At 56.1% G+C, this 23148-nt stretch carries 27 protein-coding genes; 15 read left to right on the forward strand and 12 right to left on the reverse strand.

Annotation, left to right across the window (positions count from 1 at the left end):
* Position 1 precedes the first annotated feature (1 nt).
* The 9 genes from PAG01S_RS00880 to grxB all read right to left on the reverse strand — a co-directional run bounded on the left by PAG01S_RS00880 (position 2) and on the right by grxB (position 6937).
* On the reverse strand, positions 2-577 hold the full coding sequence (locus tag PAG01S_RS00880; RefSeq protein WP_022625884.1) for a YceI family protein: 576 nt from the start codon (positions 575-577) through the stop codon (positions 2-4).
* A gap of 1 nt (position 578) precedes the next feature.
* A complete protein-coding gene (locus PAG01S_RS00885; protein ID WP_029519566.1) occupies positions 579-1154 on the reverse strand; it encodes a cytochrome b in 576 nt (191 codons plus the stop codon).
* Between the two features lie 295 nt (positions 1155-1449).
* Positions 1450-2562, reverse strand: coding sequence for an N-methyl-L-tryptophan oxidase (gene solA / locus PAG01S_RS00890; protein WP_022625882.1), 1113 nt, complete (start codon positions 2560-2562; stop codon positions 1450-1452).
* A 94-nt stretch (positions 2563-2656) separates the two neighbouring features.
* Positions 2657-2911, reverse strand: a complete 255-nt coding sequence (bssS, locus tag PAG01S_RS00895; protein WP_010246399.1) for a biofilm formation regulator BssS — start codon at positions 2909-2911, stop codon at positions 2657-2659.
* A 246-nt stretch (positions 2912-3157) separates the two neighbouring features.
* Positions 3158-3430, reverse strand: coding sequence for a hypothetical protein (locus tag PAG01S_RS00900; RefSeq protein WP_010246397.1), 273 nt, complete (start codon positions 3428-3430; stop codon positions 3158-3160).
* A gap of 145 nt (positions 3431-3575) precedes the next feature.
* Positions 3576-3821, reverse strand: a complete 246-nt coding sequence (gene dinI, locus PAG01S_RS00905; RefSeq protein ID WP_010246395.1) for a DNA damage-inducible protein I — start codon at positions 3819-3821, stop codon at positions 3576-3578.
* 62 nt (positions 3822-3883) lie between these two features.
* Positions 3884-4927: a dihydroorotase gene (gene pyrC / locus PAG01S_RS00910; protein ID WP_062757382.1), complete on the reverse strand. Its 1044-nt coding sequence runs from the start codon at positions 4925-4927 to the stop codon at positions 3884-3886.
* Between the two features lie 684 nt (positions 4928-5611).
* Complete coding sequence (locus PAG01S_RS00915) at positions 5612-6175, reverse strand: lipoprotein (protein WP_010246390.1); 564 nt, start codon at positions 6173-6175, stop codon at positions 5612-5614.
* A gap of 114 nt (positions 6176-6289) precedes the next feature.
* On the reverse strand, positions 6290-6937 hold the full coding sequence (grxB, locus tag PAG01S_RS00920; RefSeq protein ID WP_033757257.1) for a glutaredoxin 2: 648 nt from the start codon (positions 6935-6937) through the stop codon (positions 6290-6292).
* A 299-nt stretch (positions 6938-7236) separates the two neighbouring features.
* Here grxB and rimJ point away from each other — a divergent pair, with 299 nt between their 5' ends.
* The 4 genes from rimJ to murJ all read left to right on the forward strand — a co-directional run bounded on the left by rimJ (position 7237) and on the right by murJ (position 11065).
* Positions 7237-7827: a ribosomal protein S5-alanine N-acetyltransferase gene (rimJ, locus tag PAG01S_RS00925; RefSeq protein WP_010246386.1), complete on the forward strand. Its 591-nt coding sequence runs from the start codon at positions 7237-7239 to the stop codon at positions 7825-7827.
* A 16-nt stretch (positions 7828-7843) separates the two neighbouring features.
* Positions 7844-8482, forward strand: a complete 639-nt coding sequence (locus PAG01S_RS00930) for a YceH family protein (RefSeq protein ID WP_062757383.1) — start codon at positions 7844-7846, stop codon at positions 8480-8482.
* 1 nt (position 8483) lies between these two features.
* Complete coding sequence (locus PAG01S_RS00935) at positions 8484-9404, forward strand: Gfo/Idh/MocA family protein (RefSeq protein WP_062757385.1); 921 nt, start codon at positions 8484-8486, stop codon at positions 9402-9404.
* Between the two features lie 122 nt (positions 9405-9526).
* The gene (gene murJ, locus PAG01S_RS00940; RefSeq protein ID WP_010246379.1) at positions 9527-11065 is read left to right on the forward strand and encodes a murein biosynthesis integral membrane protein MurJ; all 1539 of its coding nucleotides are present in this window, start codon (positions 9527-9529) and stop codon (positions 11063-11065) included.
* A 306-nt stretch (positions 11066-11371) separates the two neighbouring features.
* On the opposite strand, the gene flgN is transcribed toward murJ, so the two are convergent.
* The 3 genes from flgN to flgA all read right to left on the reverse strand — a co-directional run bounded on the left by flgN (position 11372) and on the right by flgA (position 12881).
* Positions 11372-11803 carry a flagellar export chaperone FlgN gene (gene flgN, locus PAG01S_RS00945; protein ID WP_010246377.1) on the reverse strand — a complete coding sequence of 144 codons (432 nt, stop codon included), beginning with the start codon at positions 11801-11803 and terminating at the stop codon, positions 11372-11374.
* Positions 11804-11808: 5 nt separating this feature from the next.
* Positions 11809-12117, reverse strand: a complete 309-nt coding sequence (flgM, locus tag PAG01S_RS00950; RefSeq protein WP_010246375.1) for a flagellar biosynthesis anti-sigma factor FlgM — start codon at positions 12115-12117, stop codon at positions 11809-11811.
* A gap of 104 nt (positions 12118-12221) precedes the next feature.
* The gene (gene flgA / locus PAG01S_RS00955; protein ID WP_062757387.1) at positions 12222-12881 is read right to left on the reverse strand and encodes a flagellar basal body P-ring formation chaperone FlgA; all 660 of its coding nucleotides are present in this window, start codon (positions 12879-12881) and stop codon (positions 12222-12224) included.
* Positions 12882-13035: 154 nt separating this feature from the next.
* Between flgA and flgB the strand changes: the two genes are divergently transcribed.
* The 11 genes from flgB to flgL all read left to right on the forward strand — a co-directional run bounded on the left by flgB (position 13036) and on the right by flgL (position 23007).
* On the forward strand, positions 13036-13449 hold the full coding sequence (gene flgB / locus PAG01S_RS00960; protein WP_009090882.1) for a flagellar basal body rod protein FlgB: 414 nt from the start codon (positions 13036-13038) through the stop codon (positions 13447-13449).
* A gap of 2 nt (positions 13450-13451) precedes the next feature.
* The gene (gene flgC, locus PAG01S_RS00965) at positions 13452-13856 is read left to right on the forward strand and encodes a flagellar basal body rod protein FlgC (RefSeq protein ID WP_013357440.1); all 405 of its coding nucleotides are present in this window, start codon (positions 13452-13454) and stop codon (positions 13854-13856) included.
* Positions 13857-13868: 12 nt separating this feature from the next.
* Complete coding sequence (gene flgD, locus PAG01S_RS00970) at positions 13869-14543, forward strand: flagellar hook assembly protein FlgD (protein ID WP_033766924.1); 675 nt, start codon at positions 13869-13871, stop codon at positions 14541-14543.
* A 26-nt stretch (positions 14544-14569) separates the two neighbouring features.
* A complete protein-coding gene (gene flgE / locus PAG01S_RS00975; RefSeq protein ID WP_062757389.1) occupies positions 14570-15826 on the forward strand; it encodes a flagellar hook protein FlgE in 1257 nt (418 codons plus the stop codon).
* 20 nt (positions 15827-15846) lie between these two features.
* Positions 15847-16602 carry a flagellar basal body rod protein FlgF gene (locus PAG01S_RS00980; protein WP_010669843.1) on the forward strand — a complete coding sequence of 252 codons (756 nt, stop codon included), beginning with the start codon at positions 15847-15849 and terminating at the stop codon, positions 16600-16602.
* A 17-nt stretch (positions 16603-16619) separates the two neighbouring features.
* The gene (gene flgG / locus PAG01S_RS00985) at positions 16620-17402 is read left to right on the forward strand and encodes a flagellar basal-body rod protein FlgG (protein ID WP_003849881.1); all 783 of its coding nucleotides are present in this window, start codon (positions 16620-16622) and stop codon (positions 17400-17402) included.
* Between the two features lie 60 nt (positions 17403-17462).
* Positions 17463-18173, forward strand: coding sequence for a flagellar basal body L-ring protein FlgH (locus tag PAG01S_RS00990; protein ID WP_029518984.1), 711 nt, complete (start codon positions 17463-17465; stop codon positions 18171-18173).
* Positions 18174-18182: 9 nt separating this feature from the next.
* On the forward strand, positions 18183-19292 hold the full coding sequence (locus tag PAG01S_RS00995; protein WP_010669845.1) for a flagellar basal body P-ring protein FlgI: 1110 nt from the start codon (positions 18183-18185) through the stop codon (positions 19290-19292).
* Positions 19292-20254: a flagellar assembly peptidoglycan hydrolase FlgJ gene (flgJ, locus tag PAG01S_RS01000; protein ID WP_010246357.1), complete on the forward strand. Its 963-nt coding sequence runs from the start codon at positions 19292-19294 to the stop codon at positions 20252-20254. Before PAG01S_RS00995 ends, flgJ begins: the two co-directional genes overlap by 1 nt.
* Positions 20255-20377: 123 nt before the next feature.
* Positions 20378-22027 carry a flagellar hook-associated protein FlgK gene (flgK, locus tag PAG01S_RS01005; RefSeq protein WP_010669846.1) on the forward strand — a complete coding sequence of 550 codons (1650 nt, stop codon included), beginning with the start codon at positions 20378-20380 and terminating at the stop codon, positions 22025-22027.
* A gap of 14 nt (positions 22028-22041) precedes the next feature.
* Positions 22042-23007, forward strand: coding sequence for a flagellar hook-associated protein FlgL (gene flgL / locus PAG01S_RS01010; protein WP_062757391.1), 966 nt, complete (start codon positions 22042-22044; stop codon positions 23005-23007).
* The last annotated feature ends 141 nt before the right edge of the window (positions 23008-23148 follow it).

The following is a 23148-nucleotide window of genomic DNA, read 5'->3' on the forward strand; positions in this document are numbered from 1 at the left end:
TTTACTGGCGTACACCCTCAACCGAAATCATCAGCTGAACCTTCTGCGAAGCTGGCCCCAGATCTTTGGTGATGTTGAAATCTTTCAGTGCAATTTCCCCTTCAGCCTCAAAGCCAGCGCGGTAGCCGCCCCACGGATCTTTACCTTCACCCAGCATTTTCGCCTCGAGCGTTACCGGTTTGGTCACGCCATTCAGCGTAAGATCGCCAGTAATCTTCAGCTCATCACCCTCTTTTTCCACCGCTGTGGATTTGAACGTGGCCTGCGGGTTTTTGCTGGTGTTCAGGAAGTCGGCACTGCGCAGGTGCTTGTCACGTTCAGCATGGTTAGTATCGATGCTGCTGGTGTTAATGGTGACGTCGACTTTATCTGCGGCAGGATTCTTCTCATCAAAGGTAAAGCGGCCATCAAAATCCTTAAAGGTGCCGTAGAGCCAGCTGTAACCCAGATGCTGGATACGGAACTGAATAAAGGCGTGCTGGCCCTCTTTATCGATTTTGTAGTCAGCGGCAGAGGCGGTGAGTGAGCCGAGCAGCAGACTGGCACCGGTCATCGCCAGCAGGGTCTTTTTAAACATATTATTTATCCTTTTCAGAGGGAGAGGTGAAACGCAAACCCGACATCCGTTTTAAGGTGATATCGCGATCGATAAAGTGATGTTTTACCGCAGCCAGCCCATGCAGCAGTGACAGGACCACAACCGTCCAGGCCAGCCAGAGGTGAATGTCGCCCGCAAGATCAGCCTGTTCGCCAGCACCGCTGAACAGCGCGGGCAGGGTGAACCAGCTGAATACTGAGATGGGTTTGCCATCGGCGGTGGAGATCAGATAGCCGCTGATCAGAATCGCCAGCAGCAGGGTATACAGTAACAGGTGGGCCACCACCGAACTGATGCGTACCAGCGGGGAATAACTGCTAAGCGGTTTTGGCGGCGGTGAAATAACGCGCCACAGCAGGCGAACGATCAGCGTCAGCAACAGGATCACGCCGATGCTTTTATGGATCTCAGGCGCGTCGTGATACCAGCTGTCGTAATAGCCGAGGCCGACCATCCATAATCCCAGCGCAAACATGGCGTAAATCGCCAGCGCCATCGACCAGTGCAGCAGCACGGCAACCAGGCCAAACTGATGAGATGAATTACGTAATAACATAATGGGGTTTTCATGAAGTAATAATCTGAAATAAGCATCCACATTATGAAATATAAAAGCAATCATCCTTACGCTTCTATAACTTTAATTTTATATTGTGAAAAGGTTGAATAAATCAGGTGCGAAATGCGCAATATTACTGAATGAGTTATTTGTGAGGCGCTTGTCGTCAACTTAAAAGAGCCGGAATTAACCAAAAGGGCGAAATATATTCTGACTTTATGTCAATAATAGTCAATTTTCGTCAAAGTCTGTCAGTCGGGCGGCATCAGGCTGATACCACCCTTTATCAGAGTCAGAAACGTGATAGGCGGAAGGGTGTCAGATCAAAAGAGAACGGTTTTTGCTGGGCAAATTCTGCAGCCAGTTCGCCCAATACGCTGGCGAATTTAAACCCGTGTCCACTGAGCCCGGTAATTAACAAGCGGTCTGGTTCACCCGGCAGGGTATCAATTATAAAGTCTTCATCCGGGCTAAAATCGTAGCTGCAGGCTTCGCCATGCAGACAGACACCGACGCCAGGTAAAAACTGACGGAGGAATCCAAAAGCTTCGCTGCCATCGGCCGCCACCGCGCCAAAAGGCTTACGATCCTCAGGCTGCTGCATCAGCTGACCGCCATCATGACGACCCACTTTCAGGGCGTTGTTATCCGCCGGGAAGCCATAAAACTGGCTGCCATCGCCCATTTCCACCGTAAAACCGGGAAACTTATTGTTCTCACTGTAGCGGCCATCTGCCTGATACCAGGCGAACACCTTGCGGGTGGGCGCGACCGGCAGGTCAGGAACTAATTTGCCAACCCATGTGCCCGCACTGATCAACATTTTGCGGCCCCGGTAGACGCCATCCAGGGTAGTGACCTGCTGCAGATCGCCATCGCGACCCAGCTCTGAAACCGGGCAGTTAAACAGCTGCGCGCAGCCCGCCTGCTCCGCCAGCTGGATCCAGCTGCGTACCGCCTGTTCACATTTCAGATAGCCGGACTGCGGCTCAAATACGCCCAGATAGCCCTCAGGCACATTGATTTGTGGCCAGCGCTTGCGCACGTCATCAGGCTGCATCACCTCAATATTGAGCTGCCAGCGGGTCGCGCTGTCGATGACGTTCTGAATAAACGGCGACTGATTCGGGGCGAGGTTAAGTACGCCACTGCGATGCATGATGCGCTCACCGGCACGCTGTTCCAGCTCATCCCATAGCGTTTGCGCCCGCAGGACCAGGGGAACATAGCGTTCACCTTCACCATAGGCGTGACGAATCAGCCGGCTCTCGCCATGATGTGTGCCCTGATTATGGGGAGGATGGGCGCTGTCGATCATTAACACCGATAAACCCGCCTGGGTGGCATAGTAGCCTGCCGCCGCGCCCACGGAACCGCTGCCAACGACGATAAGATCATAAATCATGGTAACTACGCTCTAAGAGACAGATAATCAAAAGCATACCAGAAACAGAAACGAAAAAGGCACCCCTGAGGGCGCCTCTTTGATGCGGCAGAAATTAATGCTTTTTGAGGAGTCGTTCTATCTGCTCGGCTGATTCTATCTTGGCGATGCCTGCTTCGAGGATCGAGATAAATTGCCTTGCCACATCCGTTGTCAGCCAGTATGTCGGGCCAACATCCGCTTCTTCTTCTTTTTGATCCTGCGACGACAACGAGTGCAGGCGGATCATCATGGCGTCATAGCTGTCAACGGTACTGATATCCCAGCCCACCAGTGGGTGAGTCTGTATAACATCTTTTCTTCTGTCCATTATAACCTCCTTATTACTCGTTAAACGAAGTGCATGATGAGGTTCAATGCGGCTTTTTTATTCCAATAGCGAAACAATTATAACAGTAAACGAGGGTATCACTGTTTAAAAAATGCCGTGAGTCAGCTTCTCACAGAATATTTGCGTTTGAAAGGCGGGCGTAAAAAAATAAAATGCCTGACGGGCAGGCATTTTTATCAGCAGTCAAAAGACAGGCAAAAAGCGGGCTTAGCCGCGTGAGCGGACTCAGAGAGCCGGCGTTTCTGGCACTACGCCGCCGCCGCGTTTTTGCAGTGTTTCTGCCAGACGGGCAAAGTGCTGCTGAAGCTGCTCATCATGGTTTTGATTTTGGGCTTCCAGCGACAGATTGTGTACCAGTAGCTGACTGGCACGATCGTCAAGACAGAAAATCAGACTGGAAAAGGCATTTTCCAGCACCGTTAAACGACGCTTCTGATCACCAATCAGTGCTAACAACTCACCAAAGGTCATCGCCTCTTCCGGTTTATCAGTAGTCATGGTGTCGCACCTCCTGTTATGCGTGACGAGCGCAAGGATAGGGCATTGATCATTAAGAGTCTAGATGCAGGACGGGGTAAGTGCGAGAGGGGAGAAAAGATAAAAAAACCGGGTGGCGACACCCGGAAAAAAAGCACAGTGGCGGTTAATCAGTATTGAACCAGTCGTCAGCGCTTTCCCACGTCTGCTGCAGGATCTCGCTGATCTGGTCGCGCGTCTCTTTTCCACCGCCCAGCACGCTGAGATTATTGGCACTGGCATAACGTACCTTGACGTGATTGGTCGAGTCAGGGAACTGTTCATCAATGCGGCGCGATAATTCATCGCTCAACGCTTCTATCGCACCAGCAGGAAGAGGTCGGGTATTTGATACGGTAATTTCAACACGCATAACAGCCTCCGTTTAAGATACTGTATATATTTACAGTATCGACAGGCCGGAGGCAAGTAAAATTATGCGATGCGCCAGTTTAGTGTTTCACCCGCCAGGAACGGCACCAGTGAATGGCTGCCGAGCGCGATGGACTCTGGCACCTGCCAGGACTCACGCACCAGGGTAATCGTCCCTTCATTCAGCGGCAGGCCGTAAAAACGCGGGCCATTCTCCGAACAGAACGCTTCAAAATGTTCCAGCGCGTTCAGCTCTTCAAAAACGGTGGCGTAAGCGGGTAACGACACTGGCGCATTAAATACCCCCGCGCAGCCGCAACTGGCCTCTTTGAGATGACGCAGATGCGGTGCTGTGTCGGTGCCGAGGAAGACGCGCGGATGACCACTCGCTACTAATTTGCGCAATGCTTCCTGATGCACGTTGCGTTTAAGAATCGGCAGGCAATAGAGGTGCGGACGAATACCGCCCACCAGCATGTGATTGCGGTTAAACATCAAATGCTGCGGGGTAATGGTCGCGCCCAGCGTCTCATCGGCGGCGGCAACATATTCTGCGGCGTCCTGAGTAGTAATGTGCTCCATCACCACTTTCAGTGCCGGAAACTGGCTGCGCAGCGGCACCATAACCGTTTCGATAAACCGGGCTTCGCGGTCAAAAATGTCGACATGCGCATCGGTGACTTCGCCGTGGATCAGCAGTGGCATACCGAGCTTCTGCATCCGCTCCAGCACGCGGGCAATGGAGGCGATATCGGTAACGCCATGGCTGGAGTTCGTCGTAGCGTGCGCCGGATAGAGCTTAGCCGCGGAAAACAGACCGGAGGTGAAACCGCGCTCAAGCTCATCAGGATCAAGCGAGTCGGTCAGATAGCAGGTCATCAGCGGCGTAAAGGCGTGATCGGCGGGCAGCGCCGCCAGGATGCGATCGCGGTACGCTTCACCTGCTGCCACGCTGGTCACCGGTGGCACCAGGTTAGGCATCACAATGGCACGCCCATTCACCGCGCTGGTATAGGGCAGGACCGTGTTGAGCATCTCATCGTCGCGCAGATGAATATGCCAGTCGTCAGGGCGACGCAGGGTAAGTTGCTGAGGTTGTGCTGTCATCAGTGAAGCTCCGGCAGAAGGGAAACAAAAGGCGTGTTTTGGCCGGGGTCTAAGCATAAGGATTCAGGCAACCGTTTGCACCTGCTTTTTATGCTGATAAAGAAAATCCGCTGCCCAACAGGGTAATGCTGGTCAGTTAAGATTAGATTTGTAAAGGCTGTCATGGTCAAACGTGGCAGCTTTTTTCCGGGCGAGCGAGCCGCAGCGCGGGCCAGAGCACCTCTGCTGCTGCCGGGCCGTCCTCGCGCCGCTCACGCGGTACCTTCGGCTTTGACGTCGTGCCGACGAACCGTTCGGGGATCGGCCCTCCCTGGCCGGCCCCGAACTGTCCACGCTTCCCGGCGTGGACTTCTGGCCCGCCGTCACGCCTCAGCGTTGCGGATAGCCCTTTCAGCAGCAGAGGCGCTCAGGCCTCTACTCTCGTGCCCTTTTTAACAATACGCACCAGAAGCTTCAGAGCAGGCCGGTGGCGATCAGGGGCAGGCAATCCGCAGCGCTGAACAGAATGAGTCTGCCAGGAGAGCCCGCAGGACGCGGGCGAAAGGCGGGGCGGCACAGGATGTGCCATCCCCGGCGGTCCGTCAGGCAGAGGAATGACGTGAAGGAACCGCGTAGCGGCGCGAGGACCGCCAGCTCCTGCCCGGCACCAGACTGCGTTGTCACCTGTCGCTTAACTGACTGGCATTACTGCGTAAAGGGAATAACCAGTTCGCCAGGTTTCACTTCCAGTCCTTTGGCAAATTTCTTCGCCAGCGACTCGCCTTTGCTGCGGTCGGCGCTGAGCACGTAAGCCGGCTTTTGATCAAAGTAGTTTTTCAGCGACTGATTCAGATAAGGCGTCAGCGTTTTCATAATGGAGGCCATTTTTTCCGGGGCAACCTGCGCATCAACAATTTCCAGATCGCGCAGATAGATTGCACCCTGCTGCTGGTCATAGACCGGCTGAGCACGCATCTTCAGTTGCATATCGGCCTGCTGCGGACCAAACAGTGACGTCACATTGATTTTAGCATTGCCAGAGAGCGTCACTTTACCTGGCTCTTCACGGCCAATCTGACTGGTCAGGTTGTTCAGGACGATGTGCGCATTAACCAGCCCGGAAACGCCTATATCTTTCTCATAGTTGTTGTGCTTCTGCAGCGCCTGGTTTACTTCCTGTTCGCTGATGGTGTATTGCGTCAGTTGATTACAGCCGCTCACCAGCAGCGCGATCAACAGGGCAGTCAGCCCGAAAAAAGCCTTTTTCATCGATCTTTATCCTGAATATCAGAGCCAATAAACAGGCCATAGCCTGCCTGAATGCGTAGCGGGTGTCATCAGGAAAGAGATGAGAAACGCCGCAGCGTCTCTCATCGGGAGGGGTTAGTGAGCTATCGAGGAGAGCAGATTCACCTGGGTCTGTTTAGCCATGTTATCGCGGTAGTCAGCGACCCGGCTCGGCCAGTCGATTCCGGCCACCAGCGTCAGAGAGCGCAGCAGCGGGAAGAGATTAAAATCATCTTCGGACAGCTCGCCATTCACCGCATTGGGCTGGGCGATTAATTTGTCCAGCTTGCGCAGATCGTCGCTGACGTTCTTAATCAGGCCGGCAGAATGACTTTTCAGCGTGTCGAAATCACCGATGCTCGCCTGCTTTTTGTTGCGGAAATAGTCACGCGCCTCCGGCGTCGCAAATTCGGCAAACGCCGCCTCTGCAATGCGCGGCAGCAGCAGTTTATTGACATAGCTGTTCATGTGACGCAGCCAGTCGCCGATCGCCGGATTCAGCGCGCCGATGATCAGCGGTTCGCCATCCTGCTGATCGACATAGTGTACGATCTCCATACTTTCAGGCATCGCGCTGCCATCCTGCTTCTGCAGAATGGGCGCCATTTTCTGTCCGATCAGTCGTTTCGGCGTCTCTTCATCGTCGTTGAGCATTACCACCAGCTCAACCGGTTTGTTTTTCAGGCCAAAAATCATTCGCGCTTTAACGCAGAAAGGGCAGTGGTCGTAGATATAGAGCTTCATCCTGATCTCCCGGGTTTTACAGGTTTAGTGTTTAACAGAGTGAATCAATTCATCCTGCTTTCGGGCTCGTAAAAAGTATGGAAGAGATTACTCCACAGGGCAAACCTGCCTGTCAGGCGCGCTGCAGGATCCGCTGGTGATGCCGCCTGCAGCAGGGGTTATCCGCGGTGCGACCCGAGCAAAATCAGCCTCTTTATCGCTAAACTGCTGTAACGTTTTACCGCAGCCCAGGCGGCGGTTATAGTGAAAGCCGGGTAATGACGGCTCATCTCTATCAGCCATTGATTTCAGGAGTCAGGATGTTTGGCTATCGTTCTGCCGCGCCCAGGGTGCGATTAACCACCGATCGGCTGGTGGTCCGTCTGGTTCACGAGCGTGATGCCTGGCGAATGGCAGATTACTACGCGGAAAACCGCCTGTTTTTAAAACCGTGGGAGCCGGTGCGTGATGACAGCCACTGCTACCCTTCGGGCTGGCAGGCGCGGCTTGGGCTGATTTCCGACATGCATAAGCAGGGTTCGGCCTTCTATTTCATTTTAATGGACAGCGATGAAACCGAAGTGAGGGGAGTGGCGAACTTCAGCAACGTGTTACGCGGATCCTTTCATGCCTGTTACCTCGGCTATTCACTGGGTGAAAAGTGGCAGGGGCAGGGGTTCATGTTCGAAGCGTTGCAGGTGGCAATCCGCTATATGCAGCGCCAGCAGCATATTCACCGCATCATGGCTAACTACATGCCGCACAACCAGCGCAGCGGCGATCTGCTGGCGCGACTCGGTTTTGAGAAAGAGGGTTACGCGAAAGATTATCTGCTAATCGACGGACGCTGGCAGGATCACGTGCTGACAGCCTTAACCCTGCGGGAATGGACGCCTGACCGGCGTGGATAATAATGAGGATGCGAGCATGAAGATGACTTTATCGGCGCAGGCGATGCGCGTGCTGGGCTGCCTGCTGGAGAAGCAGGTCACCACGCCGGAACAGTATCCGCTGTCACTGAATGGCGTGGTGGTGGCCTGTAACCAGAAATCGAACCGCGAGCCGGTGATGGAGCTGAGCGAAAGTGAGGTGCAGGATCAGCTCGATCAGCTGGAAAAACGGCATCTGATTACCGCCAGCAGCAGCGCCGGGCAGCGGGTCGTGAAATATGAGCAGCGTTTCTGCAACTCCGCGTTTGGCACGCTAAAGCTTAACAGCGCAGAAGTTGCTCTGCTGACGCTGCTGTTACTGCGCGGGCCCCAGACGCCAGGCGAACTGCGTACCCGCAGCGGCCGTCTGCACGAGTTCAGTGATGTCAGCGAAGTTGAGCAAACGCTGGAAGGATTGATGCAGCGCGACGACAGTGCTCAGGTGATCCGTCTGCCGCGTGAACCTGGCAAGCGCGAAAGTCGCTTTATGCATCTGCTGGGCGATGAGTCTGACCAGACGCAGACCGCAGACGCGTCAGAAGAGCAGGGCGATCTGGCGGCGCGCGTCGCAACGCTGGAACAGCAGGTTGCAGCGCTTCAGGCACAACTCACCCAACTGCTGCAACCGGAGAGCTGAGATGACCTTACGTATTGGCATGGTGGGATTAGGCGGTATCGCGCAGAAAGCCTGGCTGCCGGTGCTGTCGGCGGCGACGGACTGGACCCTGGCAGGGGCGTTTTCCCCGAACCAGGCCAAAGCCCGGCCGGTCTGTGACAGCTATCGCATGCCATATTTTGGTTCGCTGAATGAATTAGCCGCTGCCTGCGACGCGGTCTTTGTCCACAGCAGCACCGCCACGCACTATGAAGTGGTCAGGGCGCTGCTGCTGGCAGGAAAGGATGTCTGCGTCGATAAGCCGCTGGCTGAAACCCTGGAGCAGGCTGAGGCGCTGGTGGCGCTGGCGGAAAAACGGCAGCGTAAACTGATGGTGGCGTTTAACCGGCGGTTCGCCCCGCGCTATCAGCAGCTGCGGGCGGAGATGGCGGACGCCGCTTCTCTGCGGATTGAAAAGCACCGTAGCGACAGCGTCGGGCCACAGGATCTCCGCTTTACCCTGCTCGATGACTATCTGCATGTGGTGGATACCGCCCTCTGGCTGGGTGGGAAACCTTTTCGCCAGGTTCAGGGACGCATCGACACCAACGAACAGGGGCAGATGCTCTATGCCGAGCACCATTTCGCTGTTGAGGGCTTGTCGATTACCACCAGTATGCACCGGCGCGCAGGCAGTCAGCGCGAGCGGGTCAGCGCAGTATGTGACGGTAAGTGCATCGACATCAGTGAAATGCGCGACTGGCAGGAAGAACGGCGTGACGGGATGCTGATTACGCCACCGCCCGCCTGGCAGAGTCATCTGACCCAGCGCGGTTTCAGCGGTGCGGCTCGCCATTTCATCGACTGCGTACAAAATCAGACGAAGCCTGAAACCAGCGGTGAGCAGGCGCTGATGGCGCAGCGTGTGGTGGAAAAATTGTGGCGTGAGGCGACGCAGGAATAACGCCTTGTAACACTCCGTGCTGGTCATTTCCCTCCGTGGCAGTAGACTGTCGCCGGGCATCTTCTGGGTGCCCGCGCTAATTCTCCTTTTTTGCCGATTCTTTTCAGGATGCGCCGTCAATTATGAATTTGTTGAAATCGCTGGCAGCGGTCAGTTCTATGACCCTGTTTTCCCGCGTACTGGGCTTTGCCCGTGATGCCATCGTGGCGCGGGTGTTTGGCGCCGGAATGGCGACCGATGCGTTCTTTGTTGCGTTTAAACTTCCCAATCTGCTGCGGCGTATTTTTGCTGAAGGCGCCTTTTCTCAGGCCTTCGTGCCCATTCTGGCTGAATATAAAAGCAAGCAGGGCGAAGAGGCAACGAAACTGTTCCTGGCCTACGTCTCGGGCCTGCTGACGCTGGCGCTGGCGCTGGTCACGGTGGCGGGCATGATTGCTGCGCCCTGGGTCATCATGGTGACGGCACCCGGCTTTGCCGACAGTCCCGATAAGTTTGCGCTCACCAGCTCGTTGCTGCGGGTGACCTTTCCCTACATTATGCTGATTTCGCTGGCGTCACTGGCGGGTGCGGTGCTGAACACCTGGAACCGCTTCTCGGTACCGGCCTTTGCACCGACCCTGCTGAACGTCAGCATGATTGGCTTTGCGCTGTTTGCCGCGCCGCACTTCCACCCACCGGTAATGGCGCTGGCCTGGGCCGTCGTGGCTGGCGGCGTGCTGCAGCTCGGCTATCAGCTGCCACACCTGAAGAAACTCGGGATGCTGGTGCTGCCACGCCTGAATCTGCGTGATGCGGGCGTCTGGCGGGTCATGCGTCAGATGGGACCTGCCATTCTGGGCGTTTCTGTCAGTCAGATCTCGCTGATCATCAACACCATCTTCGCCTCGTTTCTGGTCTCAGGTTCGGTCTCCTGGATGTACTACGCGGACCGCCTGATGGAGTTCCCCTCGGGTGTGCTGGGCGTGGCGCTGGGCACCATTCTGCTGCCGTCGCTGGCCAAAAGTTTTGCCAGCGGCAACCATGATGAATATTCCCGGCTGATGGACTGGGGTCTGCGCCTCTGTTTCCTGCTGGCGCTTCCCAGCGCGGTGGCGCTGGGCATGCTCTCCGGCCCGCTGACCGTGGCGCTGTTCCAGTACGGCAAATTCACTGCCTTTGATGCTCTGATGACGCAGCGCGCCCTGATCGCCTACTCCGTCGGACTGATGGGGCTGATCGTGGTCAAGGTGCTGGCTCCGGGCTTCTATTCCCGTCAGGACATCAAAACGCCGGTTAAAATCGCGATTATCACGCTGATCATGACGCAGGTAATGAACCTGGCGTTTATTGGTCCGCTGAAACACGCCGGTCTGTCACTGTCGATTGGGCTGGCAGCCTGTCTGAATGCGTCTTTGCTCTACTGGCAGCTGCGTAAGAAGAATATCTTTATGCCGCAGCCAGGCTGGAGCAGCTTCCTGATCCGCCTGCTGATAGCCGTAGTGGTGATGGCAGGCGCGCTGTTTGCCATGCTGCAGTGGATGCCAGCCTGGGAGCAGGGATCGATGCTGTGGCGGCTGCTGCGTCTGGCCGCAGTCTGTGGTGTGGGCGGCGGGGCTTACTTCCTGGCGCTGGGACTGCTGGGCTTCCGGCTGCGCGACTATGCGCGTCGCACCGCTGTGTAAAGCTTGCCGCAATAAATAAATTCAACGCGCAGGGAACAGGGGCAGAGGAGGAAAGCGTCCCGCGCCATGGACAAAAACGCCGGGAGCGTTTTTGAACAACGCAACGCGTTGGCCCGGCAACGGGCGCACCTCAGGGATGAGGTGCGTAATCGTGCGGGCCGAGCGGCCAGGGATTGGCTTTAGCGTCTTTCCGATCTGCCCCTGTTCCCTGTGCAGGCTCAATTTTAAAGCTCATCATGGTGAAGGAAAAAACGCACCAATAAAAAATCCCGCACCAGGCGGGATTTTTTTTCGCTACTTTCCGGTTCAGGCTTTGCGACTTAACGTCGCCTGGCCTTTACCCATCCCATCCGGGCCGTAAAAGGCCTGGGTCTGATGCGGCTTCAGCACGTCAAGCGCATCCTGGGTGTAGCGGATCTGGTGTTGCAGCAGCAGGCCGTTATGAACATTGGCATCCTGCAGACGACGGCTGTGCTGCTGGATAGTGTCCCAGCGGCGCGCCATGTCGTTCTGACCACGATAAGGTGCCGATGTCGCCTGACTCTGCTCAGCGGTGCGGCGCATCTCATCCAGATAGTTCAGCGTACTGAGCAGCGCGCTTTTATCTTCGGTAATACGCTGCAACAGATTACTGTTAATGTTTCCGGCTGCCAGCTGCTGCTGCTCTTCTTCCAGCACGGCTGAGAGCGACGCCAGCACGTCCTGCATCTTATCTAAGGTGGTCTGCAAATTACTCATGGGAACTAATTACCCTCTAAATACGCCTTGGTGTCGGCAATCAGCGCATCGGCGATTTTGCCGGTGTCCATCTTCAGTTCGCCATTACGAATGGCGGTTTTCAGTTGTTCAACGCGCTCGACGTTAATATCTTTGCTGCTCGGCTGCATCAGCTGCGACTGCGCGCTGCTCAGGCTGACCTGGGCTGCTGCAGGGGTCGTGGCTGCTGCCACCGGGCTGGCGCTCTGGCGCACTTTGCTGCTGCCGGACTCACTGCTATCGCGGCTCTGTACGGTGCTGGCGGGTTTCAGAGGTTGCGTTCTGTCAATGCTCATGTTCGGGCTCCTGTACGGTCAGGGGAAGTCTGCCACCTGAATCAGAATAGCGTTATCGCTTCGTTGATTCTTCTATCGGCAGCACTACTGGCTTCTTTAACACTTTACAGCGTTATAAGAATATTCCCATCCTCGCGTACCTTACCGCTGACAATCTGGCCATTTCCCATCCTGACCCGGACCGACTGCGATCGGGCGGCGTTATTCAGCGCCTTGCCCTCACCGCTGGCGTCAAAGCCGTCACCGCTGGCAATCACCATCACATTCTGACCCGCCTTCACACGCCACGGCTGACGCAGCGTGGAGGGATTAATCGGCTGTCCTGGCTGGATATCGCGCAGCACCACGGCGTCTGCGACCGAGTCCGCATTCAGCAGGGCGCGGGCAGGCAGAGTATCAAGGCGGCCGGTCTGCAGAGTGAAATCACTCTCGCTCACGCTACTGCCCTGGCTCAGCAGCCGGTTCGCCACCAGATAGGAACCGGTGACCTGCACCTGTACCTGAATATAACGGCGGTTCTCACCACAGTTTGCCGCCACGCTCATATTGCCCCACAACCGGCTGTTGCCGGGCAGGGTGAACTGTGGTGCCTCACAGGCTGGCCACTGTTCCTGCGGTGTGCGTACCACCACGACCATGCCATCAGCATGCTGGGCGTCACGCCCTTTAAAAAATTGATTCAGTTGTGCATTGAGATCCCCGGCGGAAACCGGCAGGGCGATCGCGACCAGCAGGCTGGTCAGCAGGGTCAGATATCGACGCATTGTGCATTTCCTCACTGATGATGGCGACGAGTGTACCCCTTAAGAAAAATCCTTAATTGTCAAAATAGCGGTCATTTGAGGCCTTATTCAGACGATGACCCCTTGCATTTTCAAATTAAGCTGCGAGCTCGAAATTCTCATACGCGGAGGAAACATGCTCGACAAACTGGATGCGGCGCTGAAATTTGGTACGGAGGCCCTCAACCTGCGTGCTCAACGTCAGGAGATCCTGGCGTCAAATATTGCCAACGCCGATACCCCTGGTTATCAGGCCCGGGATATCGACTTTGCCAGCGAGCTGAGTCGGGTGATGTCCAATGGTCGTGCGGAAGGCAGCAGCATGGCGTTAAAAGTCACGTCAGCTCGCCACATTGAAGCACAGACAAACGGCGTGCCATCGATGGATATGCTTTATCGCATTCCTGACCAGCCTTCTGCCGACGGCAACACCGTAGATATGGACCGTGAGCGTACGCAGTTCGCGGATAACAGCCTGAAATATCAAACCGACCTCACCCTCATCAGTAGCCAGATCAAAGGCATGATGAGCGTGTTACAAGGACAATAATTATGGCCTTGCTGAATATTTTTGACATTGCCGGTTCAGCGATGACCGCGCAATCACAGCGATTAAACGTCAGTGCCAGTAACCTGGCGAACGCCGACAGCGTCACCGGCCCCGATGGCAAGCCTTACGTGGCAAAGCAGGTGGTTTTCCAGACCGATGCGGCGCCAGGCTCAGCGACCGGCGGCGTGAAAGTGGCAAGAGTCGTGGATGACCCTACACCTGCCAAGCTGGTCTATGACCCGGGCAATCCGATGGCAGATGCCAAAGGCTACGTGAAGATGCCGAACGTGGATGTGGTCTCTGAAAGCGTCAACACCATGTCGGCGTCACGCAGCTACCAGGCCAACGTCGAAGTGCTCAACACCGTGAAGTCGATGATGATGAAAACCCTGACGATCGGGCAATAACGGAGAAAAATTATGGCTATCGCGGTAGGCGTTAACGAAAGACTGGACCCCACGGTCCTTAGCTCTTCTAACACCAGTGGCACCGGCAACAACGCGCAGGATCTGCAGAATCAGTTCCTGACCATGCTGGTGACGCAGTTAAAGAACCAGGATCCAACCAATCCAATGGATAACAGCCAGCTCACCACGCAGCTGGCACAGATCAATACCCTGAGCGGCATTGAAAAACTGAATACCACGCTGGGATCGATCTCCGGCCAGATCAGCACCAGCCAGTCGCTGCAGAGCTCCACGCTGATTGGGCATGGCGTAATGGTCAATGGCGGACAGATTCTGGTAGGCAACGGCACCACAACGCCATTTGGCGTTGAGCTGGCCTCCGCCTCAACCGGCACATCGGCAACCATTAAAGATGCCAGTGGCACGGTGATCGACACCGTCGATCTGGGCGCGCTGAGCGCTGGCGTGCACACCTTCTCGTGGGACGGCAAGCTGACAGATGGCTCTGTCGCCCCGGATGGTAAATACAGCGTTGCGATTGCCGCAAGCAATGGCAACACACAACTGGTGGCACAACCGCTTAACTACGCCTACGTCAATGGGGTGAGTACTGCGAACAACACCACAAAACTGGATCTCGGCACCATGGGCTCCGCCACCCTTGACGACGTACGTCAGATTCTCTGATTAACCTGTAGACAGGAAACAAACACATGTCATTTTCCCAAGCGGTCAGCGGCCTTGGTGCTGCTTCAAGTAACCTTGATGTCATCGGTAACAACATTGCCAACTCCGCCACTGCGGGCTTTAAATCGAGCACCATCGCGTTTGCCGATATGTTTGCCGGTTCTAACGTCGGCCTCGGCACCAAAGTTGCTGCGGTAATCCAGAACTTTAACGACGGCGCTACCACCACGACCAGCCGTGGCCTGGACGTTGCGCTGAGCGGTAACGGCTTCTTCCGTATGACCGACAGCAGCGGCGGCGTCTTCTATTCACGCAATGGTCAGTTAACGCTGGATGCCAACCGTAACCTGGTCAACACCCAGGGTCTGAACGTGACCGGCTATCCGGCCAGCGGTTCACCGGCCACAATCCAGTCAGGTGCTAACCCGGTGGCGCTGCGTATTCCTACCGAGCAGATGTCAGCCCGCGCGACCACTACCGCCGGTCTGGTTGCCAACCTGAACTCAACGGATACCACGCCATCCGTGACCACCTTCTCCACGGCGAACGCAGACAGCTACAACAAGAAAACCACGGCAACCGTGTTCGACTCGCAGGGTAATGACCACGCGCTCGACATGTATTTCGTGAAAGACACCACCAGCAACAGCTGGACCGTGCGCACCATTGATGGCAACACCGGCAGTTCGGCGGGTGACTTCAGAATGGCGTTTGACACCAGCGGTAAGCTGACCAGCGTCTCTAAGCTGGATGCCACCGGCGCTGTCGTCAGCACGACTACCGATGGCACCGTCGGCCTGACACTGAACGTGGGCGGAGCCAATGGCGCAGTCGCCAATCAGCCGATCAACCTGAGCATGCTGGGCAGCCTGCAGCAGAACACCGGCGCCACCACCTTTGGCAGCCCGACCCAGGATGGTTATGCACCTGGCGATCTGACCAGCTACGCGATCAATGATGACGGCACCATCACCGGCAGCTACTCCAACAAGAAAACCCAGCTGCTGGGTCAGATTGTTCTGGCGAGCTTCTCTAACCCGGAAGGTCTGCAGTCACAGGGTGACAACGTCTGGTCTGCGTCAAGTGCATCCGGTCAGGCAGCAATCGGTCTGGCGAATACCGGCACCTTTGGTTCACTGACGGCTGGCGCACTGGAATCTTCCAACGTCGACATGAGCAAAGAGCTGGTGAACATGATCGTCGCGCAGCGTAACTATCAGGCGAATGCGCAGACCATTAAAACTCAGGACCAGATTCTCAACACGCTGGTTAACTTACGTTAATTCGCTAACAGGATTGCCATATGGATCACGCGATATATACCGCGATGGGCGCGGCCAGCCAGACGCTGGATCAGCAGGCGGTTACCGCCAGCAACCTCGCCAACGCCTCTACACCGGGTTTTCGTGCGCAGCTGAATGCGCTGCGCGCCGTGCCGGTGAGTGGCTGGTCACTGCCAACCCGTACGCTGGTCGCCGCCTCGACACCGGGCGCCGACATGAGCCAGGGCGCGATGGACTACACCGAGCGTCCGCTCGATGTGGCGGTGCAGCAGGATGGCTGGCTGGCGGTGCGTACCGCTGACGGCAGCGAAGCCTATACCCGCAACGGCAATATGCAAATCAGTCCGACCGGTACGCTGACGGTTCAGGGCAATCCTGTGATGGGCGATGGCGGTCCGATTGTGATCCCGCAGGGCACTGAAATCACCATTGCAGCCGACGGCTCGATCACCGGGCTGAATGCCGGTGATTCGCCGAACGCCACGGTTCAGCTGGGCAAGCTGAAGCTGGTCAGGGCAACCGGGCAGGAGCTGCAGCGCAGTGATGACGGCATGTTCCGGCCTACTGCGTCGACGCAGGCGACCCGCGGTGCCGCGCTGCAGGCTGATGCCACTATGCAGGTGATGCCCGGCGTGCTGGAAGGCAGCAACGTCAAACCGGTAGAAACCATGGTCGATATGATCGCCAACGCCCGACGTTTTGAGATGCAGATGAAAGTCATCACCAACGTCGACGAAAATGAACAAAAAGCCAACCAGCTCCTGAGCATGGGCTAAGGCACGAGGATAACAACATGATTCGTTCTTTATGGATCGCTAAGACCGGTCTTGATGCGCAGCAGATGAACATGGACGTCATTGCCAACAACCTGGCAAACGTCAGCACCAACGGCTTTAAGCGTTCGCGTGCCGTGTTCGAAGATCTGATGTACCAGACCATGCGCCAGCCGGGCACCCAGTCATCTGAACAGACAACGCTGCCATCGGGTTTGCAGATCGGTACCGGTGTACGTCCGGTGACCACTGAACGTCTGCATACGCAGGGCAACCTGTCGCAGACCAGCAACTCAAAAGATATCGCCATTAACGGCCAGGGTTATTTTCAGATTCAGATGCCGGATGGCACCTCTGCTTATACCCGTGACGGCGCGTTTCAGGTTGATCAGAACGGCCAGCTGGTGACCAACTCCGGTTTCCCGGTACAGCCAGGCATTACTATTCCGGCTAACGCCACCAGCATCACGGTGTCGCGTGACGGTGTGGTCAGCGTGACGCAGCAGGGCCAGGCTCAGGCCGCGCAGGTCGGTCAGTTAACCCTGAGCACCTTTATGAATGACGCCGGTCTCGATAGCGTGGGTGAAAACCTCTACAAGGAAACGCAGGCATCGGGTGCTCCGACGGACAGCACGCCAGGCCAGAACGGCGCGGGCCTGCTCTATCAGGGCTATACCGAAACCTCGAACGTTAACGTAGCGGAAGAGCTGGTCACCATGATTCAGACGCAGCGCGCCTACGAAATCAACAGCAAGGCGATCAGTACCTCTGATCAGATGCTGGCGAAATTAACTCAGCTTTAATCCCGAACAGGGCCAGCGCGTGCTGGCCTGAATGACAGACATTAATAAGGTCGTGACGCCGTGGCGAAGCAACAGATTCTCAAGCCTGGACATTGGTTAGTCGCCTCGTTGCTGCTAACTCTCAACGGATGTGCCCTGGTCCCGCGTACCCCGCTGGTCGAAGGTGCAACTACAGCGCAACCAATGCCGTCCGCGCCACCGGTGGTCAACGGCTCTATATTCCAGGGCGTCGCACCGCTTAACTACGGCTATCAGCCGCTGTTTGAAGATCGCCGTCCACGCAACATTGGCGATACTCTGACCATTACGCTGCAGGAAAACGTCAGCGCCAGCAAGAGCTCCTCAGCCAATGCCAGTCGCGATGGCAGCAACAGCTTTGGTGTGAGCGCGGTGCCGACTGGTCTGGCAGGCCTGGTGGGTGCAGGTGGTGAAAAAGCCAACCTCAGCGCCGAAGGCAAAAATGATTTCGCAGGTAAAGGCGGCGCATCCGCCAATAACACCTTTACCGGCACCATTACCGTCACCGTGGATCAGGTGTTGTCAAACGGCAACCTGCACGTGGTCGGTGAAAAACAGATCGCCATTAATCAGGGCACGGAGTTCATTCGCTTCTCGGGCGTGGTCAACCCACGCACCATCAGCGCCAGTAACGCCGTGTTATCTACCGCTGTCGCCGATGCACGTATTGAGTACGTCGGAAATGGTTACATCAATGAGGCGCAGACCATGGGTTGGTTCCAGCGTTTCTTCCTGAACATCTCGCCGATGTAAGAGGTTTCAATGAAAAAGTTAACGCTGTTACGCGCCGGGCTGGCGCTGCTGCTGGGCGTCAGCCTGCTGGCAAAAGCCGATTTGATTCGTGATTTAACCACGGTACAGGGCGTTCGTGATAACCAGCTGCTGGGCTACGGCCTGGTCGTGGGCCTGGATGGCACCGGTGACCAGACCACCCAGACGCCATTTACTACCCAGACAGTGAGCAACATGCTGTCGCAGCTTGGTATCACCGTTCCCACCGGGACCAACATGCAGCTGAAGAACGTGGCGGCCGTCATGGTCACCGCTAAACTGCCCTCGTTTGCCCGTCAGGGACAGAACCTGGATGTGGTGGTCTCGTCGCTGGGTAACGCCAAAAGCCTGCGCGGCGGCACGCTGTTAATGACGCCGATGAAAGGGGTCGATAACCAGGTTTATGCGCTGGCGCAGGGTAATATCCTGGTCGGTGGCGCGGGTGCGTCAGCGGGCGGCAGCAGTGTTCAGGTTAACCAGCTGAACGGTGGCCGTATCACCGGCGGTGCAACCGTTGAGCGTGAACTGCAGAGCAACTTTGGTACGCAGAACACCATTAACCTGCAGCTTAACAGCGAAGATTTCTCAATGGCGCAGCGAATTGCTGATGCCATTAACGCCCGTGGCGGTTACGGCGCAGCGCAGCCGCTGGATGCCCGTACCGTGCAGATCCGCGTATCGCCTAATAATGGTGCGCAGGTGCGTCTGCTGGCTGAGATCCAGAACATTAATGTGTCGATCCCGGTTGAAGATGCCAAAGTCATCATCAACTCCCGTACCGGTTCGGTGGTAATGAACCGTGAAGTGACGCTGAATCAGTGTGCGGTGGCGCAGGGCAATCTGTCGGTGACGGTTAACCAGCAGCAGAACGTCAGTCAGCCTGATACTCCACTGGCCGGTGGTCAGACGGTGGCGACGACGCAGACTCAGATCGATCTGCGCCAGACCGGCGGTGCGCTGCAACGCGTCAACGCCAGCGCCAACCTGAACAACGTGGTGCGTGCGCTGAATGCGCTGGGTGCGTCACCTATCGAACTGATGTCAATTCTGCAGTCGATGCAGAGTGCCGGCTGTCTGCGTGCCAAACTGGAAATTATCTGATGGCTGATATGCAATCTCTGACGAGTTCGGCTTTCGACAGCCGTTCCCTGAATGAACTGAAACGCCAGGCCAGCAACGATCCGAAAGGACAAGCGTTGCAGGTTGCGCGTCAGGTCGAAGGGATGTTTGTACAGATGATGCTGAAGAGTATGCGCGAGGCGTTGCCGCAGGACGGCATTATGGGCAACGAGCAGACCAAACTCTTTACCTCTATGTATGATCAGCAGATTGCACAGGAGATGGGGAAACGTGGCCTCGGCCTGGCGGAAACCATCGTTAAACAGATGCAGCCCGCCACCGCGCCGGATGAAAAAGCCGGTACGGTGCCGATGAAGCTGGATAACAGCTTTATTCTCAGCACCAGCGGGGCAACACCACTGCCGGCGCAGCAGCTGGAGCAGATTGTGCGTAAGGCAATGCCGCGTCTGCCGCCGGTCGCTTCACCGACGGGTCTGCCCAGTGACAGCCGCGAGTTTATCGCCCAGCTGACGCAACCGGCGCAGGCTGCCAGCCAGCAGAGTGGCATTCCTCATCACCTGATTCTGGCGCAGGCTGCGCTGGAGTCGGGCTGGGGCCAGCGTCAGATCCTGACCCGCGACGGCAAACCGAGCTACAACGTGTTCGGAATTAAAGCCAGCGGCGACTGGAAAGGTGACACCACCGATATCATGACCACCGAATATGAGCAGGGCGAAGCGAAGAAAGTGCGTGCCAGCTTCCGCGTCTATAACTCCTATTTCGAGGCGCTGACCGACTACGTCAAACTCCTGACCAAAAACCCACGCTATGCGGCGGTGACGAACGCCTCAAGCGCAGAGCAGGGTGCGCAGGCCTTACAGGCGGCCGGTTATGCCACCGATCCAAAATATGCGCAAAAGCTGGTGGGAATGATTCAGCAATTCAAAAGTATGGGCGACAAAGTCGTCAAAGCTTACAGTCAGGATATGGGCGACCTGTTCTGATCATTGCGCCTCAAGTTTCACTTTAGCAAGCCGATAACATCCCTATAGCCAGAAGCGTTTTCGCCTGCTGGCGCCCACTTTGATGTCTGCCAGCCCGGTTGACGGGGAACGTAAGGAACCGAGATGTCCAGCATAATTAACTCCGCGATGAGCGGATTGAGTGCCGCGCAGGCCGCTCTGAGCACCACGAGTAACAACATTTCCAATTACACCGTGGCGGGCTATTCACGTCAGACCACGGTACTGGCGCAGGCGAACAGTACCCTGCAGGGCAATAGCTATTATGGTAACGGCGTGAATATCACCGGTGTACAACGTGAATATGATGCGTTTATTGCTACGCAGCTGCGCGGTTCCAGCGCGAACTACAGCGCGGTAAGCACCCAGCACAGCCAGATTTCTAACATTGACGATCTGCTGTCGACTTCGACTACCAGCCTGTCGACCTCGCTGCAGGGCTTCTTTACCAACCTGCAGAACGTGGTCAGCAACGCCAACGATCCGTCGGCGCGTCAGTCGATGCTCAGCAATGCGCAGGGGCTGGTCAGCCAGTTCCAGACGTCAGCGCAATACCTGAACAATATGCAGAACAGCGTCAATGCCGATGTCGATTCCAGCATTAAGCAGGTCAATACTATTACCAGCCAGATTGCCGATCTGAATAAACAGATTGGCAAACTGAGCACGGCAAACGGTGCCGCACCTAACGATCTGCTCGATAAGCGCGATCAGCTGGTGAATACCCTGAATAACGTGGTTGGTGTGACGGTATCGCAGCAGGATGGCGGCTACACGGTTGCGATGGCCAATGGCCTGACGCTGGTGAACGGCGACAAATCTCACGATCTGGTGGCGATGCCCTCCAGCAGCGATCCGACACGCACCACCATCGGCTATGTCGATAAACAGGCGGGCAACGTCGAGATCCCGGAAAAGCTGATCACCACCGGTTCGCTGGGCGGTCTGCTGGCGTTCCGTACGCAGGATCTGGATCTGGCACAGAACCAGCTGGGTCAGTTAGCGGCGGCGTTTACCACCAGCTTCAACGATGTCCACAAGCAGGGCTTTGATAGCAAAGGCAATCAGGGCGTCGATTTCTTTAATATCGGCAGCCCGATCGTGGTGGGCAACAGTAAAAACAGCACCGCCGCGTCCGTCACCGCTGAGTGGACCGATACCAGTGCACTGAAAGCATCCAATTACACCGTGAGTTATGACGGCAATAACTGGACCGCAACCCGCGCCTCAGACAGTACGGCCGTTACCATCACGCCAGGTACCGATGCCAGTGGCAACACCACGCTGAGCTTTGACGGCCTGAAACTGACCGTCGCCGGCACGCCTGCACCTGCTGCCAAAGACAGTTTCCTGGTGAAGCCGGTCCAGAACGCCATCAACGATATGTCAGTCGCGATCACCAGTGAATCGCAGGTGGCCGCCGCGGGTGCAGTAGGCGGTGAAAGTGATAACCGTAATGCGCAAAAACTGCTGAATCTGCAGGATGTGAAACTGGTCGGCGGCAATGCCACGCTGTCTCAGGCCTACGCCACCATCGTCAGTAGTGTGGGTAACAAAACCAGTTCACTGGAAACCACCAGCACCACTCAGAAAAGCGTGGTCAGTCAGCTGACCCAGCGCCAGCAATCGGTCTCTGGGGTAAACCTCGATGAGGAGTACGCCAACCTGACCAAATATCAGCAATATTACATGGCCAATGCGCAGGTGCTGCAGACTGCCAGCACCGTGTTTAATGCATTGATCAATATTCGCTAAGGGCAGGAGATAACATGCGAATCAGTACAAATATGATTTTTGAGCAGCAGGTGCGTGGCATCACTGACTCACAGGCCTCCTGGCTGAAATCAGGCCAGGAGCTCTCCAGCGGCCGCCGTGTGAATAATCCTTCGGACGATCCGATTGCCGCGTCTCGTGCTGTCGTGTTGTCACAAACCCAGCAGCAGGGCAAGCAGTATGCGCTGGCGCGTACCTTTGCCGAGCAGGGTCTGTCACTGGAAGAGAATACGCTGAAAGGCGTCACCGATGGGATCATTGCTGCGCAAGGGCTGATCGTCAACGGTTCAACCGGTACGCTGAGCGACGATGACCGTGGTTCGATTGCTACCCAGCTGGAGGGTATCCGTGCCCAGTTGCTGAACCAGGCAAACAGCCAGGATGCCAATGGCCGCTATATTTTTGCCGGTTATAAAACTGACAGCGCGCCATTTGTGGATGCGGCAGGCACCGGCGTCGGCTACGCAGGCGGCACCGAGGCGATCACTCAGAAGGTCGATACCAGCCGTACCATGACTGTGGGCCATACCGGTGACAATATCTTTATGGCGATCTCCGGCAATGCCACCAAAGAGCCGGATGGCAGCGCCAGCGAAACGAATGTGTTTACGATGCTGGATAGCGCCATTGCTGCGCTGAAAGTGCCGCAGGATGATGCTGACGCCGCAACCAAACAGACCTTCCAGGCGGCGATGGATAAAACCAACCGTGGCCTGGGTAACTCGCTGAATAATGTCTTAACCGTGCGTTCTGAGATTGGTACCCAGCTTGGTGAGATCGATACGCTGAATGCCCAAGGCGATGACCGTAGTGTGATTTACAGCTCGCAGATGAGTGACCTGGTTAACGTGGATTTAACCGAAGCAGCTTCTAACTACACCATGCAGCAGACGGCACTACAGGCGTCCTATAAGACCTTTACCGACATGTCTAAGATGTCCCTGTTCCAGATGAACTCGTAGTCTGACCTGAAATTTTGAGCGTACTTTAACCGGATGCGCTTACTTTTTCCCACCCTCCCGCTAAAGGAGGGTGGGATTTTTTTGCCTGCGATTCAGCCGGTGGCGGGAACCATAGAAATTAAACCGGGTTGATTTACAGCG

The sequence above is a fragment of the Pantoea agglomerans NBRC 102470 genome (genome assembly GCF_001598475.1).
Lineage (GTDB): Bacteria > Pseudomonadota > Gammaproteobacteria > Enterobacterales > Enterobacteriaceae > Pantoea > Pantoea agglomerans.

Excerpts from the sequence above, each read along its gene's own strand:
- PAG01S_RS00915 (WP_010246390.1), bottom strand. The coding sequence starts at position 6,175 with ATGAAAAAGGCTTTTTTCGGGCTGACTGCCCTGTTGATCGCGCTGCTG.
- bssS (WP_010246399.1), bottom strand. The coding sequence starts at position 2,911 with ATGGACAGAAGAAAAGATGTTATACAGACTCACCCACTGGTGGGCTGG.
- flgK (WP_010669846.1), top strand. The coding sequence starts at position 20,378 with ATGTCCAGCATAATTAACTCCGCGATGAGCGGATTGAGTGCCGCGCAG.
- PAG01S_RS00935 (WP_062757385.1), top strand. The coding sequence starts at position 8,484 with ATGACCTTACGTATTGGCATGGTGGGATTAGGCGGTATCGCGCAGAAA.
- flgB (WP_009090882.1), top strand. The coding sequence starts at position 13,036 with ATGCTCGACAAACTGGATGCGGCGCTGAAATTTGGTACGGAGGCCCTC.
- flgA (WP_062757387.1), bottom strand. The coding sequence starts at position 12,881 with ATGCGTCGATATCTGACCCTGCTGACCAGCCTGCTGGTCGCGATCGCC.
- rimJ (WP_010246386.1), top strand. The coding sequence starts at position 7,237 with ATGTTTGGCTATCGTTCTGCCGCGCCCAGGGTGCGATTAACCACCGAT.
- pyrC (WP_062757382.1), bottom strand. The coding sequence starts at position 4,927 with ATGACAGCACAACCTCAGCAACTTACCCTGCGTCGCCCTGACGACTGG.
- flgD (WP_033766924.1), top strand. The coding sequence starts at position 13,869 with ATGGCTATCGCGGTAGGCGTTAACGAAAGACTGGACCCCACGGTCCTT.
- flgL (WP_062757391.1), top strand. The coding sequence starts at position 22,042 with ATGCGAATCAGTACAAATATGATTTTTGAGCAGCAGGTGCGTGGCATC.
- PAG01S_RS00995 (WP_010669845.1), top strand. The coding sequence starts at position 18,183 with ATGAAAAAGTTAACGCTGTTACGCGCCGGGCTGGCGCTGCTGCTGGGC.
- murJ (WP_010246379.1), top strand. The coding sequence starts at position 9,527 with ATGAATTTGTTGAAATCGCTGGCAGCGGTCAGTTCTATGACCCTGTTT.
- PAG01S_RS00880 (WP_022625884.1), bottom strand. The coding sequence starts at position 577 with ATGTTTAAAAAGACCCTGCTGGCGATGACCGGTGCCAGTCTGCTGCTC.
- flgE (WP_062757389.1), top strand. The coding sequence starts at position 14,570 with ATGTCATTTTCCCAAGCGGTCAGCGGCCTTGGTGCTGCTTCAAGTAAC.
- solA (WP_022625882.1), bottom strand. The coding sequence starts at position 2,562 with ATGATTTATGATCTTATCGTCGTTGGCAGCGGTTCCGTGGGCGCGGCG.
- grxB (WP_033757257.1), bottom strand. The coding sequence starts at position 6,937 with ATGAAGCTCTATATCTACGACCACTGCCCTTTCTGCGTTAAAGCGCGA.
- flgJ (WP_010246357.1), top strand. The coding sequence starts at position 19,292 with ATGGCTGATATGCAATCTCTGACGAGTTCGGCTTTCGACAGCCGTTCC.
- flgM (WP_010246375.1), bottom strand. The coding sequence starts at position 12,117 with ATGAGCATTGACAGAACGCAACCTCTGAAACCCGCCAGCACCGTACAG.
- PAG01S_RS00980 (WP_010669843.1), top strand. The coding sequence starts at position 15,847 with ATGGATCACGCGATATATACCGCGATGGGCGCGGCCAGCCAGACGCTG.
- flgG (WP_003849881.1), top strand. The coding sequence starts at position 16,620 with ATGATTCGTTCTTTATGGATCGCTAAGACCGGTCTTGATGCGCAGCAG.
- PAG01S_RS00900 (WP_010246397.1), bottom strand. The coding sequence starts at position 3,430 with ATGACTACTGATAAACCGGAAGAGGCGATGACCTTTGGTGAGTTGTTA.
- dinI (WP_010246395.1), bottom strand. The coding sequence starts at position 3,821 with ATGCGTGTTGAAATTACCGTATCAAATACCCGACCTCTTCCTGCTGGT.
- PAG01S_RS00930 (WP_062757383.1), top strand. The coding sequence starts at position 7,844 with ATGAAGATGACTTTATCGGCGCAGGCGATGCGCGTGCTGGGCTGCCTG.
- flgC (WP_013357440.1), top strand. The coding sequence starts at position 13,452 with ATGGCCTTGCTGAATATTTTTGACATTGCCGGTTCAGCGATGACCGCG.
- PAG01S_RS00885 (WP_029519566.1), bottom strand. The coding sequence starts at position 1,154 with ATGTTATTACGTAATTCATCTCATCAGTTTGGCCTGGTTGCCGTGCTG.
- flgN (WP_010246377.1), bottom strand. The coding sequence starts at position 11,803 with ATGAGTAATTTGCAGACCACCTTAGATAAGATGCAGGACGTGCTGGCG.